Source organism: Rikenella microfusus DSM 15922 (genome assembly GCF_000427365.1).
Lineage (GTDB): Bacteria > Bacteroidota > Bacteroidia > Bacteroidales > Rikenellaceae > Rikenella > Rikenella microfusus.
In genome coordinates this window covers 2,390,910-2,405,661 of sequence record NZ_KE386488.1, presented here as the reverse complement: position 1 = coordinate 2,405,661, position 14,752 = coordinate 2,390,910, and the positions used below count along the sequence as shown (strand labels likewise).

13 protein-coding genes and 1 tRNA gene are annotated in these 14,752 nt (G+C 57.2%); 4 read left to right on the top strand and 10 right to left on the bottom strand.

All coding sequences use genetic code 11. The features are described 5' to 3' along the window. Positions 1–368: 368 nt before the first annotated feature. Complete coding sequence (locus tag RIKMI_RS0111055) at positions 369–2,735, bottom strand: fimbrial protein (RefSeq protein ID WP_027291657.1); 2,367 nt, start codon at positions 2,733–2,735, stop codon at positions 369–371. A gap of 69 nt (positions 2,736–2,804) precedes the next feature. Beyond that, positions 2,805–3,932, bottom strand: coding sequence for a BF2992 family fimbrillin-A clan protein (locus RIKMI_RS0111050; protein WP_027291656.1), 1,128 nt, complete (start codon positions 3,930–3,932; stop codon positions 2,805–2,807). A 467-nt stretch (positions 3,933–4,399) separates the two neighbouring features. On the opposite strand from RIKMI_RS0111050, the gene RIKMI_RS0111045 reads away from it, so the two are divergent. After that, positions 4,400–4,996, top strand: coding sequence for a recombinase family protein (locus RIKMI_RS0111045; RefSeq protein WP_027291655.1), 597 nt, complete (start codon positions 4,400–4,402; stop codon positions 4,994–4,996). 290 nt (positions 4,997–5,286) lie between these two features. On the opposite strand, the gene RIKMI_RS0111040 is transcribed toward RIKMI_RS0111045, so the two are convergent. After that, positions 5,287–5,727, bottom strand: a complete 441-nt coding sequence (locus RIKMI_RS0111040) for a DoxX family protein (protein ID WP_051214516.1) — start codon at positions 5,725–5,727, stop codon at positions 5,287–5,289. A 153-nt stretch (positions 5,728–5,880) separates the two neighbouring features. Between RIKMI_RS0111040 and RIKMI_RS15120 the strand changes: the two genes are divergently transcribed. Continuing rightward, positions 5,881–6,054: a hypothetical protein gene (locus tag RIKMI_RS15120; protein WP_156877466.1), complete on the top strand. Its 174-nt coding sequence runs from the start codon at positions 5,881–5,883 to the stop codon at positions 6,052–6,054. Positions 6,055–6,075: 21 nt separating this feature from the next. Here the strand turns inward: RIKMI_RS15120 and uxaC are convergent, their stop codons facing one another. The 4 genes from uxaC to RIKMI_RS0111020 are packed head-to-tail and all read right to left on the bottom strand — an operon-like array spanning position 6,076 to position 9,952. Then, complete coding sequence (uxaC, locus tag RIKMI_RS0111035) at positions 6,076–7,494, bottom strand: glucuronate isomerase (RefSeq protein ID WP_027291653.1); 1,419 nt, start codon at positions 7,492–7,494, stop codon at positions 6,076–6,078. A 6-nt stretch (positions 7,495–7,500) separates the two neighbouring features. Continuing rightward, on the bottom strand, positions 7,501–8,706 hold the full coding sequence (gene uxuA / locus RIKMI_RS0111030) for a mannonate dehydratase (protein ID WP_027291652.1): 1,206 nt from the start codon (positions 8,704–8,706) through the stop codon (positions 7,501–7,503). A 17-nt stretch (positions 8,707–8,723) separates the two neighbouring features. Beyond that, positions 8,724–9,551, bottom strand: a complete 828-nt coding sequence (locus RIKMI_RS0111025) for an SDR family oxidoreductase (protein WP_037291908.1) — start codon at positions 9,549–9,551, stop codon at positions 8,724–8,726. 41 nt (positions 9,552–9,592) lie between these two features. Continuing rightward, positions 9,593–9,952: an arsenate reductase family protein gene (locus tag RIKMI_RS0111020; protein WP_027291650.1), complete on the bottom strand. Its 360-nt coding sequence runs from the start codon at positions 9,950–9,952 to the stop codon at positions 9,593–9,595. A 60-nt stretch (positions 9,953–10,012) separates the two neighbouring features. On the opposite strand from RIKMI_RS0111020, the gene RIKMI_RS0111015 reads away from it, so the two are divergent. Next, positions 10,013–12,112, top strand: coding sequence for a cation:proton antiporter (locus tag RIKMI_RS0111015; RefSeq protein WP_027291649.1), 2,100 nt, complete (start codon positions 10,013–10,015; stop codon positions 12,110–12,112). A 31-nt stretch (positions 12,113–12,143) separates the two neighbouring features. Then, on the top strand, positions 12,144–13,178 hold the full coding sequence (locus RIKMI_RS0111010) for an AI-2E family transporter (protein WP_027291648.1): 1,035 nt from the start codon (positions 12,144–12,146) through the stop codon (positions 13,176–13,178). Between the two features lie 87 nt (positions 13,179–13,265). Here the strand turns inward: RIKMI_RS0111010 and RIKMI_RS0111005 are convergent. From RIKMI_RS0111005 to RIKMI_RS0110995, 3 genes are all read right to left on the bottom strand, one after another. Beyond that, positions 13,266–13,339: transfer RNA gene (locus RIKMI_RS0111005), tRNA-Asp, on the bottom strand. 71 nt (positions 13,340–13,410) lie between these two features. Continuing rightward, on the bottom strand, positions 13,411–13,950 hold the full coding sequence (locus RIKMI_RS0111000) for an RsmD family RNA methyltransferase (RefSeq protein WP_027291647.1): 540 nt from the start codon (positions 13,948–13,950) through the stop codon (positions 13,411–13,413). After that, positions 13,941–14,681: a DUF3822 family protein gene (locus RIKMI_RS0110995; protein WP_037291906.1), complete on the bottom strand. Its 741-nt coding sequence runs from the start codon at positions 14,679–14,681 to the stop codon at positions 13,941–13,943. Before RIKMI_RS0110995 ends, RIKMI_RS0111000 begins: the two co-directional genes overlap by 10 nt. Positions 14,682–14,752 lie beyond the last annotated feature (71 nt).

Sequence of the window (14,752 nt, the reverse complement as noted above, 5' to 3'; positions counted from 1 at the left end):
CCGGAACCAGCTCTAACAAGCCCCGACAACAACTCAAAACAACGTTAAAACAGCGCAAAAAGCCGCGCACTCCCAACAACGCAAAGCCTCAAAAACAACCCCACCTCGGAAACAAAGCCCACCGCATATCCCGCAAAAACCGCAAAGTCCCGGCAAACCCGCCTCCAAAAGCCACCGGCAAAAAATGCGGAAAATTCGGGCGGCCAAAGGCCGCCATTTGGGGCGGCGGGCCTACAAGCCCGCCGCTAATACCTTCCGGCCGCCTCAAACACGCTGCCCGCGCGGCCTCTTCGGCCTGCCCGCGGGTATCCCGCGGGGCGAGGCTTTGCCTCGCTTGTGCGGCCTTATCCGCCGCGGCGCGCAGCTCCTTATTCTTGGAGGCACCGCACCTGTAAGCCGCTGGCACGGCTGCTCGCGTTAGTGGGATTGAGGCCCTGCGTGTAGAAGTACAGGTAGTGGGCGCCATACCCGCTAGCGGCGACCGTGGACGACCAGCTGTACCCGTAGTTGCCGACGCCGTACAATGCGCCGCTGGCGCCGTAGCGGTAGCCCGGGGCGGGATACCAGGCCAGCGGGGTGCCCTCGCCCGAAGACGATACCTTGTACAGGCGGCCGTTGGTCATACCGTAATCGCCTGATTTACCGTCCTCTTTCGGGTCGCCTTTGATATAGTACGGGAACGTACCGTTCAGTGGCGAAGTAGCGATCGTAGTGCGGCTAAAATCACTCCAAGTCTCGTTCGGCGCGATGCGCCAACCTTCCGGGCAGGGGTCGTAAACGCTCTTCTTTTCTGCTTTGTCACCCCACAAAGCGTCGTTCTGATTACTTTCCGAAGTCGCATACCAGTCGTAAGGAGTGGTACTGTTATATATAAATACCAGCGGATGAGACACTGCATAACCCAACGAGTTATTGCCCGATACCACACCTCCGGTCTTAATATCCGTTTTCTTATATCCAGTACCGTCTTCGGTCAGTATTTGATTATCTATATCGTAGATATTAATGGTCTCGCTGGTGGCGCTCGAAGGATCTATATCGGCACCCGTAGCGCGCGGGAACGGGTCTTTGCGACCCCACTGGTAAAACATCCCGAAAGCCTGGTCGGCCGTGTTATCCCCTGAAGCCGGAGCCGTATAATAAGTCTTCGTGGCCCCCAGATTACGGTCCATTATTACGCGGATATTGCTGTTACTATATCCTGTGGTAGGTTTTACCGCATTCACGGCAGCCATATATTTCGCCCCATAAGTATGTACCTGACCGGTACTTTCGGACGCTTTTTGATTTATGCCCAAATTGTACTTTTTTGTACCGTCGGGGTGGTAGTTGGTAACCCACACGTGCCAACTCCAGATGCAATTCGCCGTTCGCGCTTGACTTTGCTGGGTCCCCGCGGGAAAAAGCCCCACCACGGCGTTGCCGCTCTTTCCGGAAGCGGTTTTGACGACAACGTATCCCAGAGCCTTGTTGTACTCGACGCTGCTCACCAGCGACTGCGCGTCCTGCCAGATCAGGTAAGCCGTGTAGTCCGTACTTTTACTCCAGCTTTTCAGGGGCAGGCTCGCGGCCTCGGTTTCGATGAGTTTCTTTTGGCGGTCTTCGACGCTGAAAGCCACCTGACCGCCCGGAACCACCATCCCGCAGTTCGCCAGAACGGGAGTTACGGCTTCTTCCACTTTCACGCGAGTATCGGCGTCGTTGGCTCCTTTGAGCGTAACGGAAACGGTATAGATTTTGTTCCGCTCCACGCTGTAATTCGTCTGCGTCACGCCGTCGCTGCCCACAGGGATGTAATAGGTTACGTTCCGGGGCAGCCCGTCGCCGTGGCCGGTCCACCTCCCCGCGATCTCGATGTAGGTGGCCCACCCCTCGCCTTTCGCGTTTTTCACCGCTGTCTGGAGGTTTTCGGGCAGGTACCAGGTATAAGAACCCGTTTTCGGGTCGCCGCCCAGCGTTTCGGCAGGATACGAGGTGTGATTCGACGCGTCGGCGTCAGGCCACGGGGCGGAAGCGGTCTTGACGTAATGGATTTTGTTGGCGGCATTCTTCAACGTCACGGATTCGACGGTGAATTTTTTACCGAATTCGCTGTCGGTCGTGTACGAAAAATTCACTTTGGCCACTCCTCGTTTCAGGGTCACGCCGTTCATCTCGGCCCCCACCGTACCGCTGTACAGGCCGTTCATCAGCAGGCCGGTCGCCGAGCTGGGTTTGTATTCCGCAGTCTGCGTCCGGCTCAGGTTTTGGAAAGCGGTCTCGGTGGCGGCGTTCGAAGCGTTGAACAGGCTCTTGTCGCCGGTATTGGCCACGAAATAGACCCTGTTGGTTTTGCCTTCGCTGGAGGTCAGGTTGATCTCGACGGTCACGGAAGCGTCGCTCTGCTGAATCCGGTCGGTATAGAAAGGCTCGCCGACCAGAGCACCTTGCTCTGTGTACTGCAAGGCCCAAAGGTCATGCACCGTCTTTTCGTTCTGGTCGTCCAACGCGGTAACGGCACGGGTTTCGGGAACCGCCCCTGCGCCGTATTCGATGCTCACAGCCGGACTAACGCTTTTGGCCACGGGACGCCATGCGCCGCCGGGAACGGAGGGCGTTCCGGTATCGAAGCTCACGCGGACGGTCAGCGGATTCCGTCCGCCGTTTCCGCCGCCGGGCTGCTGGAGTTCGCTTTTATTACATGACACGGCGAGCACCGTCGCGGCCGAAGTCATCCATAAAAATATTCTTTTCATATTTTACCGAACTGTTATTTACTTCGTAATGATTTGTCGTTTTCCCGCACGGAAAATGCGGCCGACAGGTCAGTTTCCGCCGACCTGCGTGTCGCTGCCCCACGAGGGGGCGGAAGTCCACGTCCCGACAACCAACCCTTGCGAGGGATCGGCGCCGACGGCATCGTCGTCCCACGATACCCCGCTCCATTCGCCGACCGTGATGGTCTGGTCCGGAAATCCGCCGATCTCCGTGCCGTCGCCCCACTCGGAGGTGTCCCACGGCAGCACCGTGAGCACCAGCTCCACGCTGGTCTGTTTGACTTTGGCGGTAAATCGGTAGTTGTTCCCTTTTCCGAAAGAGATTTCGGGCAGTTCGGCTGTCAGCCGGTAGGATGTACTGTTCACCCGCACGGTAAATTCAGCCGGAACGGTGCCGGCCGTTTTGGGCAGAAAGATGCCGGAGCCGCTGGCGCCCTGGCCTTTCTGTCCGTCGTCTTTGTAAGCGAACGTGGTGATTTCGCCGACGGATTCTTCGCCGCCGACGCTCGGCACGAGGTCGCCGCCTATGGTATAGTCGGCGGCGGGGGCGGCGGCCAGTTTTTTCAGTTTTACGCTCGTTGCGGTCAGGTCTTCGCACTGCATCCCGTCGGCGGGGACGATGGCGAAGGTGATCTTGGCGCATTCGTGCTCGAATTCGAGGCTGACAGTGGACGAGGATCGGTTTATGGTCCGGCTGCCGATGAATGCGCCCATGAAGTCTTCGCCGTGGCCCACGCCTTTCACGGTGCGGTTGTCGGCTTCCAGCTTGCGGGCGGCGGAGTAGGCGTAGAAATCATAGGTTCCGTTGTGCAGTTCCATGCTTTCGGCGTCGCCGGGAATCGCGGCGCCGTCGTCGCTGACAAGGCACGGAACCAAGTCGCCGCTCTCCACTTTATAAGTACTGGAAGCTTTCCACGTATCGAGGGAGGGGTCGGGACTGCCCTGGCCGTCGCCCTGCCGCTGGTAGGCCACCACGCGCACGGTGGCGCCTTCGGGCAAGGGGACGAGCTGTCCGGACGCTTTCGAGGTTTCCGGGGCAGGCAACACTTCGGCCAGACTGCCGGCCCGGAAGCGCACCCGGCAGTTTTCGCCGGCCGGATCGCCCCACTCCAGCGGACGACGCTGACACCCCGCAACTGCCAATAATGCGGCAGCGACCACTAAATAGCGTTTCATCTTCGTCATGTCTGCATTATACCCGCCATGCTGCCCGCTGCAAACCAACGGGTTACAGCGGCAGACCTTACAATTAACCGTTCGATTAATTGTAAAGCGAAAAAACACCCCCCGGCGAGACCGCGTAAAAAACCGTTTATCATGTCAGAAATAGTAGGTATCCGATTGATAAAAGGTTATTTAAGTCAGTTTTTATTTGGTGAATACAATTTCCTTTTCTACATTTGTGACACAATTAGTAATTAATCGAACGGTTAATTGAACGGGTACTTTTTGCCAACAAAAAGTCTCATTTATAGCTATATTTACTATACACAGACTATTACGGACGTACCGCCGTCTTTATCCTCAGAAATGTTTGTTCGATTGCAACCGCACGACTGAAATATATCCGGCTTTACGCCCGACGACACAAAACCGTATCAGACTTACTTTATATTATTTTATGTACCTAATTCTTTCTTATCATGGTTATCGCATACCTGAGAGTCAGCACTGAAAAACAGCATCTCGAAAACCAACAACTGGAAATCGCCCGGTTCGCGGAAACGCGGGGCATCAAAATCGACAAATGGGTCACGGAGGTGGTCAGCGGAAAAACCAAACGCAACGAAAGACGGCTGGGACTGCTGATCCGAAAACTCAAAAAGGGGGATACGCTGATCGTTACCGAACTCTCGCGCCTGAGCCGCACGCTGCTGGATATCATGTCGATCCTCAATATCTGCATGGAAAAACAAATCATGATTTACAGCACCAAGGACGGCTATGCGTTCGATAACAATATCAATAGCAAGGTGCTGGCGTTCGCTTTCGGGCTGGTGGCGGAAATCGAACACAACCTGATCTCGCTGCGCACGAAAGAGGCGCTGGCGCTCAAAAAAGCGGAGGGGGTACGCATCGGAAGGCCGGTCGGCAGCCGGGTCAAGCTGCAAAGGCTGATCGACGACAAAAAACGAATACTGAACCTGCTCAAACAGGGAACGTCGATCGCGCATATCTGCCGGGAATACCAAGTATCGAGGGGGGTGTTCTACCTGTTCCGGAACCGGTATGCGGCCTGACGGCCCCGACATTCAACATATTTCGACAGGTAAGATATACGACTTCGCCCAAAATCGGGAAAGATACCCTGCGGTGCCGCTCGGCACAGGGGATCGGGGCTTTTCTCTGCTTAAGAGGGTGGGCGCGGGCCGAAATATGCTGAAAATCAGGCGTGCATATGATAGGATAAAGTCGTATATACGTACCTTTCGATATATCAGCGATCGTACAGTGCGGCGCACAGGCAGCACGGGCGGACGCTCTCCCTTCGGAGCGTCCGCCCGTGCGATTTTTACATACCCGGCCGGCTTTACGCCTCCGGTCGGGCAATGGTCTTGCCGATCAGATAATCGATCGAGCATTTGCCTGGCCCGGCGACGAAAATCACGACATACATCCCCAAATAAAGCAACGGCAGTTCGACGTTGCCGAGACTCATCTCCGGGTAGGTGGTCATGGCCATAATCATGGAAAAGACCAGCGGGACGACGGCGAACCGGGTCAAAAGTCCCGTAATCACCATCAACGAACAACCGACCTCCACCAGAATGATCATCACCAGCGACAACCCTACTCCCCAACCGATGGGATCCGGGAAACCTTCGCGCAAAGCGGAAAAATTCTGAATCTTGGAGATGCCGTGCACGAGCATCATAATACCTGCGAACAGGCGCAGGAGCAACAGGGACAGGTTGGCATACCGCTCGGAGAGCAGGAACCCGACCCACGGATTTCGATTGGTGGTCTTCATAAAAACGACGGTTTGGAATTCATAATATTTCTACCGGGGAACAAGAGGCTGTCCAAAAACGGAACTCCCCTTCTTCCATTCTCTTTCGCTTTTTACCGGCCCGCATGGGCATGGCACTCAATCATGCACTGAATCCAAGCCCGGCAAAACGATATGGAACCGCTGTCAAATAAGATACATACGAATTCAGTCAGCCTGCGTGCCCTACTCCCCGCGCCGCAAAGCAAATCGCATACCGGATTTATCGAGCAGATCGCGCCCTGGATTTTGGATCAAGTCGTACATACTTATCCGGAAATCATTTCGGTCATATCGTTTACTTCTTAACAAATACCGTGCAATTCGACATTAAAACCCGAAATAGCTTTTCGCGTTGCCGTAGCAAATGTCTTCCACCATCCGCCCCACAGCTTCCATTTCCGAGGCCGGGAGCAGGCCGCGTTCGATGTCGCGTCCCAGCATGTCGCACAGCAGACGCCGGAAATACTCGTGCCGAGGGAAAGAGAGGAAACTGCGCGAGTCGGTGAGCATCCCTACGAATCGGCTCAAAAGTCCGTAGTCGGACAGAATATCCATTTGCCGCGCCATGCCGTTCAGGTGGTCGGAAAACCACCACGCCGCGCCGTACTGCATCTTGCCGGGGATTTTGCCGTCCTGGAAGTTGCCGGCCATGGCCGCCATCGTCTCCCCGTCCTTGGGATTGAGGTTATAGACGATCGTGCGGGCCAGCATCCCCTCCCGGTCGAGCCGGTCGAGGAAACGCCCCATGGCCCGCGCCACCGGCTTGTCGTCCAGCGAATCGCACCCCGCGTCAGGCCCGTAACCGCGCATCAGAACGGTACGGTTGTTCCGCAGCGGCCCCACATGGAACTGCTGCACCCACCCCCGCTCGGCATTCATCACGGCCAGATGGTACGACACGCCCGATTTGAATACCGCCATTTCGGTTTCGGTCAGTTGCCCGCCCTGTCGCAACACGGCGAAAAGCGTTTCCAGCCCGGAGTCGGTGAACTCTTCGCCGTAGAAAGTATCCAGCCCGTGGTCCGACACCCGGCATCCGGCTTCGGAGAAAAAGCGCTGCCTTTCGCGCAGCGCGTCGAGCAGCCCGGCGAAAGTACCGATCCCCCGCCCTGCCGCTTCGGACAACTTATTTATATAAGCATTCCACGCTTGCGGGTCTTCTACGGCCATCACCCTGTCCGGCCGCCAGGCCGGCAGCATCTGTGGATCGCCCTCCCGACGGCTGCGCGCATACGCCAGATGGTATTCCAGCGAATCGGCCGGGTCGTCCGTCGTACAGATCGCCTCGACGCGCATCCGGCGCAACAGGCCGCGGGCCGAAAACGCCTCCGGCTCGTCCCGCAGCATCGCATTGCAACGGTCGTATATCTCCCGTGCCGTTTCGGGTTTCAACAGGGTGTCGATGCCGAAATAACGTTTCAGCTCCAACGCCGTCCAATGGTAGAGGGGGTTGCGCATCGTCCGGGGCACCGTCTCCGCCCAACGGGCGAACTTTTCCCAATCTGGGGCGCCGCCTGTGACGTAATGTTCGTCGATACCGGCGGCACGCATCGCCCGCCATTTGTAATGATCGCCGCCCAACCACAATTGTGCGATGTTACCGGCCCGGAAATCCTCGGCCACCTGCCTGGGAGACAGGTGGTTGTGGTAATCGAGAATCGGCATCCGCTCCGCATGGCCGTGATACAGTTCCCGCGCGGCGTCCGTGCCGAGCAGAAAATCGTCGTGAATGAACTCCCGTCCCATCCGTCTCTATTTTTTGTCGGTTTCGGGAAACAGCGTCCGCCCGATCCCCAGCTCCAATCCCCGCAGCTCGGCCAGCCCTTTAAGGCGTCCGATCGCCGAATAGCCGGGATAAGTTTTCTTGTTCAGGTCGTCGAGCATCTGATGCCCGTGGTCCGGGCGCAGCGGAATCGGCTGCCCGGTACGCTGCATCGCCTCGACCAGCACACGCATGATCGCGTACATGTCGATGCTCCCCTCCAGGTGATTGGCTTCGTAAAAATTCCCTTCGGCATCGCGCTGCGTACTGCGCAGGTGGGCGAAATGGATACGCCCCTCATTCCCGAACCGTTCGGCCATGGCCGGCAGGTCATTGTCCGCCCGAATGCTGAGCGATCCCGTGCAGAAACACAACCCATTCGAGGCGTTCGGTACCGCCTCCGTAAGTTGCGCGAAATCCGCCGCGCAGCTCATGATGCGCGGCAGACCCAGCAAACGGTACGGCGGGTCGTCCGGATGGATAGCCAGCCGCACGCCGACCTCGTCCGCCACCGGAGCCACCTCTTTCAGAAACAGAACGAGATGTTCCCGCAGCCGGGCATCGGTAACGTCCTTATACAACTCCAATCCGGAACGGATATTCTCCAGCGAAAAGCTCTCGTCCGCTCCCGGCAACCCCATCAACACGCTGGCCGTCAGCGTTTCGATCTCCTCGGGGGTCATCCGTTCGTAACGCGCCCTGGCTTTCGCCACCTCTTCCGCGCTGTAATCCCTCTCGGCTCCGGGCCGCCCGAGGATATAGAGGTCGAACGCGACGAAAGCCGACCGCTCGAACCGCAGCGCCCGCGAACCGTCGGGCAGTTCGTAGGCGACATTCGTCCGAGTCCAGTCCAGCACGGGCATAAAATTGTAGGTCACCACCGGTACCCCGGCGGCAGCCAAGTTGCGCAGGCTCTCCTTGTAATTTTCGATATGGCGCAGGTAGTCTCCCCGTCGGGTTTTGATCTCCTCGCTTACCGGCAGACTCTCCACCACATGCCACGTCAGCCCCGCCGCTTCGATATTCGCTTTGTAACGTCCGATTTCGTCCGCCGTCCACACCTCGCCCGGCGCGATATGGTGCAACGCGCTGACCACGCCCTCGGCGCCGGCCTGCCGGATATCCGCGAGCGATACCGGATCGTTCGGCCCGTACCAGCGCATGGTCTGTTCGAAACGTACTCGATTGTTTTCCATACTTCTGAACATTTGCATCAAACTCCCGTGAAAATCGAAAAACCGCCGTCCACCGGCACCACGACGCCCGTAACGAACGCCGAAGCATCGGACGCCAGCCAGCCCAGCGTGCCGTTCAGCTCTTCCGGCTCCCCGAAACGCCCGTAAGGCGTGGCCGCGATAATATCGCGCGAACGGTCGGTCAGCGAGCCGTCGGGATTGGTCAGCAACGTGCGGTTCTGTTCGGTCAGGAAGAAACCGGGCGCAATGGCATTGACCCGGACGCCTTCGCCGAATTTTTTGGCCATCTCGACCGCCATCCAGCGGGTGAAATTGTCGATCGCCGCTTTCGACGCCGAGTAGCCCACCACACGGGTAATCACCCCCTGAGCCGCCATCGACGAAATATTGACGATACTTCCTTTGCGTCCGGCATCGGCCATCGCCTTGCCGAAAACCAGCGTCGGCAGCACCGTCCCCATGAAGTTCAGGTCCACCACCCCGCGCATCGCATCGGTATCCAGGTCGAAGATCGTCCGATCCGGCGCAATAGTCGCCCCGGCCTGGTTACCGCCGGCCGCATTGAGCAGGATATCCGCCGCGCCCCACTCGGCCGTCAGTTTCGCGCAGGCTCGTTCCAGCGCCGGTTTATCCAGCACGTCGGCTTGCAGGAACATCGTTTCGCCGCCCGTCGCCGCCGCGATTTCCCGCGCTTTGGCTTCGCCCTTCTCCGCATTGCGGCCCAGGATCGCCACTTTCGCCCCCTGCCGAGCCAGGAAAAGGGCCATACTGCCCCCCAGCACGCCGTAACCGCCAGTCACGACAGCCACGCGCCCCGAAAGGTCATACAGATTTTCTTTTTCCATCTTATCATTTTGGTGTTAGTAGTCTGTCATTTCGGCAATCCTCACCGTCCCAGCGCCGCCCGCCACTCCTGTTCTCCGAATCCGACCAGCACACGGCCGGCCAGCACCAGCACAGGCCGTTTGACCAGTTTGCCGTCGGTCGCCAGCAGGGCGATCATCTCCGCTTCGGGCATCGCCGGCAGCTTGTCTTTCAATCCCATCTCCTTATACAGGACGCCGCTCGTGTTGAAAAATTTACGCACCGGAAGCCCGCTCGCCGCGATCCACTCCCGCAGCTCGTCCGCAGAGGGTTTATCGGCCACTATATCACGCGTTTCCGCCTCGATTCCCTGTTCCGCCAGCCATTTCACGGCCTTGCGGCAGGTACCGCACTTGGGATAATGTACGAACAATGGCTTCATTTTTGTTGTAATTTTAGTTATATTGCAAATGTAACGATTCCTATCCAAACCTGAACCGTAATGTTACCTTTGAGCCTGATCGACCTGACATTGCCGCTGACCAATCCGGTGCTGAAATTCCTGCTGATCCTGATTATCATCCTTTCGGCGCCCCTGCTTCTCAATAAAATACGCATACCCCACCTGCTGGGACTCATTATCGCCGGAGCCGTGATCGGACCGTTCGGTTTCAACCTGATGGAACGCGACAGCAGCATCATCATGTCGGGCACCGTAGGGCTGCTCTACATCATGTTCCTCGCCGGACTGGAAATCGACATCGCGGATTTCAAGAAAAATAGCTGGCGGAGCCTCGTCTTCGGCCTGTTCACCTTCACCATACCGATGGCGATCGGCATTCTGGCGGGGATCTATCTGCTGAATTTCAACATACTGACCTCCATCCTGCTGGCCAGCATGTTCGCTTCGCACACGCTCATCACCTACCCGATCATCAGCAAACTGGGCGTACAGAAAAACCCGGCCGTGACCATCACCGTCGGCGGCACCATGATTACGGACACACTGGCGCTGCTGGTGCTGACCATCATCGTCGGCCTTTCGGCCGGATCGGTGGACAACGGGTTCTGGATTCGGCTGGGCGTATCGCTGGTGCTGTTCGCCGGCATCATCCTGCTGCTGTTCCCGCTGGTCGGCCGGTGGTTTTTCAAACGGTTCCACGACAACGTGTCGCAATACATATTCGTGCTGGCTATCGTTTTCCTGGGAGCCGTTCTGGCCGAAGCGGCCGGCATCGAATCCATTATCGGGGCGTTTCTGGCCGGGCTGGCGATGAACCGGCTGATTCCGCGCACATCGCCGCTGATGAACCGGATCGAATTCGTCGGAAACGCCATCTTCATCCCGTTCTTTCTGATCGGCGTAGGGATGCTGATCGACTACCGGGCCTTTTTCAAAGACTTCGAAACCATCAAAGTGGCGACCGTGATGACCGTCGTGGCCATCGGGGCCAAGTTCCTGGCCGCATACGCCACGCAAAAGGCATTCCGCTATTCGATCGATCAGCGGCGGCTGGTTTTCGGCCTGAGCAACTCGCAGGCGGCGGCGACGCTGGCCGCGGTCATGGTAGGCTACGGCATCGTCACCGGCCATACGGAAACGGGCGAACCGATACGCCTGCTGAACGAAAGCGTACTGAACGGCACGATTCTGATGATCCTGATTACATGCACCGTCTCCTCTTTCGTCACCCAGCGCGGGGCACGCAACATCGCCCTGACCGACGCTCCGGAACCATCGGCCAAACCGGACAAACACGGCCCGCGGGAACGGATCCTGATACCGGTCAGCCATCCGGGGACTGCCGAAGAACTGATCCACCTGAGCGTGACCATCAAATCGAAAGGAAGCCGGAACGGGCTATATGCCCTGCACGTCGTATCGAACGACAATGCCGCCAGCGACGCCGACCGGCAGGGAAGACGACTGCTGGAAAAAGCGGTGATCGCAGCCTCGGCCACAGACAACGAGATGCAGGAACTGCTGCGTTACGATTCGGATATCGCCAACGCGATCGTCAGCACGATCCACGAACAGAAGATCACCGACCTGATCCTCGGCATCAAACCGGACAATTCCGACGAAACGACCGTATCGTTCCCCAGCGCCACAACGGAGGGCGTACTGTCTCAGAACAACGTCACCACGCTGGTTTACAAACCCGTCCAACCCCTTTCGACCGTCGGCCGCCTGTTGGTCTTCGTGCCCGACCGGGCGGAATACGAACTGGGATTCGCCCTCTGGATGCTTAAAGTCTGGAACATGGGGCGCAACACCAGCACGAAGGTCGTCTTCTATGCCTCCGCCCACACGCTGGAACGCATCAAGGCCATCCATGCCAAAAACCCGATCGAAGCCGAATTCCACGAATTCAGCGAATGGGACGATTTCCTGATCCTGCTGCGCGAGGTCAGGGCCAACGACATCCTGCTGGCCGTGCTGAGCCGCAAAGGAGGCCCGTCCTACCACAAGAGCATGAACCAGGTGCCGTCCTACCTGAGCAAATACGCCCGCGCCAACAGTTTCATCCTGATCTATCCGCTCCAGCAGAACGACCCGAGGGGAGGCGATCTGAACAATCCGTCGCTGCTGCTCGGCTGACCGTATCCCGCCCATTTAACTTCGCCGCCTTATGCAGCACCCGACCGACCGCTACAATCCGTTCTTCCGCCAGTTGCTTTTCCTTAGCGTACTGGTAGTGATCGGACTGGTCATTTTCCGGCAACTCGACTTTTTCGTAGGAGCCTTCCTCGGCGCCACGACGCTCTACGTCGTCCTGCGCGGCGCTTTGTTCCGGCTGACCGAAAAGAGGCGCTGGAAACCCTGGATCGCTTCGGCCGCATTGGTAACGGCGGCCAGCATCGTCCTGCTGGGAATCGGCTACCTGATTTTCGAAGTCATCGCCTCCGAAATTCCGAACGTCAATACCACCCAGCTGGTCGAAGGTTTCTACCGGCTCATCGACAAGATCAACGACCTCGTCGGTTACCGGGTCATCTCCGGCAAACTGCTGGCCGAATCCAGGGATTTCATCACCCGTTTCGCCTCGATGCTGATCAACACCACGTACAGCTTCGCAGCCAATATTTTCCTGATGCTGGTTATTCTCTATTTCATGCTGGCCGCCGGGCGAAGGATGGAGACGAACCTGCTCCGCTACGCCCCTTTCAGCGGCAAGAGCCTGAACCTAATCCAGCGGGAGGCGAAAAACATGATCTTCAGCAATGCCGTCGGCATTCCGGTGATCATGGTCGCACAAGCAGCCACCGCAGCCGTTTTCTATTGGATCGTCGGCATACACAACGTGCTGTTCTGGGCATTCCTGACCGGCATCTTCGGCCTCGTGCCGATGCTGGGCACGGCACTGGTCACCGTACCGCTGAGCATCTATCTGCTCTCCACGGGCGCCGTCTGGCAAGGGATCGTACTTCTGGGAGGGGCGATACTCGTGATCGCCAACGTGGACAACGTCTGCCGGATATTCCTGATGAAGAAGGCGGCCGACACCCATCCGCTGATCGTCATTTTCGGCGTGATTCTGGGCATTCCGCTCTTCGGTTTCTGGGGCATCATTTTCGGCCCGCTTCTGATCTCCGGCTTCCTGCTGCTTATCAAAATCTACTACTTCGAATATAAACTGGCCGAACCGCCGGCGGACAAAGAATAAGCATCGGTTAAAACTACCGGTATATCGACGATTATATGCTTAGCCAAAGAAAAAAGCCTCTTTTTCAAGAGGCTTTTCGAAAAGGAGCGGTGCGGACGAGACTCGAACTCGCGACCCCCTGCGTGACAGGCAGGTATTCTAACCAGCTGAACTACCGCACCGGATTTCCTTTATTGCAGTGCAAAGGTAATCAAAACTTCGGTTTCTGCAAACCCGGATATCGTTTTTTCACTTATTTTTTGAAGACCGAGAATTGCACGCTTCCGTAACTTCTTCGTTCATAAAAATTTGGATAACCGGAAAAATCTTTCTCCGCCGAATGCTCCAGAATAAAAATCCCCCCTTCCCGGACAAATCCTCCCCCCAACACCGCTTCCGGCAACATTTCGACTCCTTCCATATCATACGGCGGATCGGCGAAAACGATATCGAAGCTCTCTGCTCCCGCCATGCTTTTCAAATAAACGAACACATTGGTCTTGACGCTCCGGATCCGGTCGAAACCCAATTCTTTCGCCGTCACAGCGATGAAACGCTGATGGACGGGGTTCATCTCGACCGAAACCACCCGCCGCGCTCCTCGGGAACCGAACTCGTAACTGATCGACCCGGTACCGGAAAACAGGTCCAATACCTCGACTTCTTCCAAGTCATACAGGTTCTGAAGCACATTGAACAGATTTTCTTTGGCGAAATCCGTCGTCGGCCTGGCTCTGAAATTGCGCGGCGGAACGATCTGTTTCCGCCTGCGCGTTCCTCCTACTATACGCATATTTCCCTGACCCGTTGATGATTGTAGAAACGGATTTCACGAGCATCCACCTCATTGAAATACCGGATAAAGAATCCGCGCAACTGTTCGGCTCCCTCGCCCGTCAGTATCAGCCGGTAAGAGGTGAAACCGTCGTGTTTCACGAGTTTCTGGATATAATACAGCAGTTCTTCCGGCGTATCGGCCCGCAACGTTTCCGCCGCGTACAGTCCGCTGTGGCAAACGGTCAGGTGTACCAGATCCCCGTCCAGCACGGCGTGCACATGATTCGTCGGCGTCGTGTCGAGTTCCAGCAACAGGGGATGATAGAACAAAGCTCCGGGATAGAGTTGCAACAATCCCGCGACCAATCCGGAGTCGGCCTGCCAGACCGCGGCTGCCTGGGACGACAGCAGGTTGTTGGACAGTGTCGTCATTCCGGGTACGTACATATTGGCGGCTACCAGGTATTGTTCGGCCCGTTCCGGCTCGAACAGCGGCTGCGGCACCAACAACACGTCGTCGGTGGAACTGCCCACGAACACTCGGTTCAGAGGGGGATCGGTCGCTGTCAGCATCGGTTCCCGAGCCAGGATCGAAGCCATGTCGGTATCCCGGTAGGCCACCGAACGCAGGATCGCTTCGCCGCCCATCCCCGGCGAGATATCGAACACGACAAAAGAAAATCCATTCAGGCCGACCTGAATGGATAATTCTCTGCTTCTGGTATAATGCTGGGTTATTTCCTGCATCTTTCCTCGTTTATCGTTTTTCCGGAGCGCGTTCCTTCGTCCCATTCCCGGGACAGTCTCCGCGTCCGCCT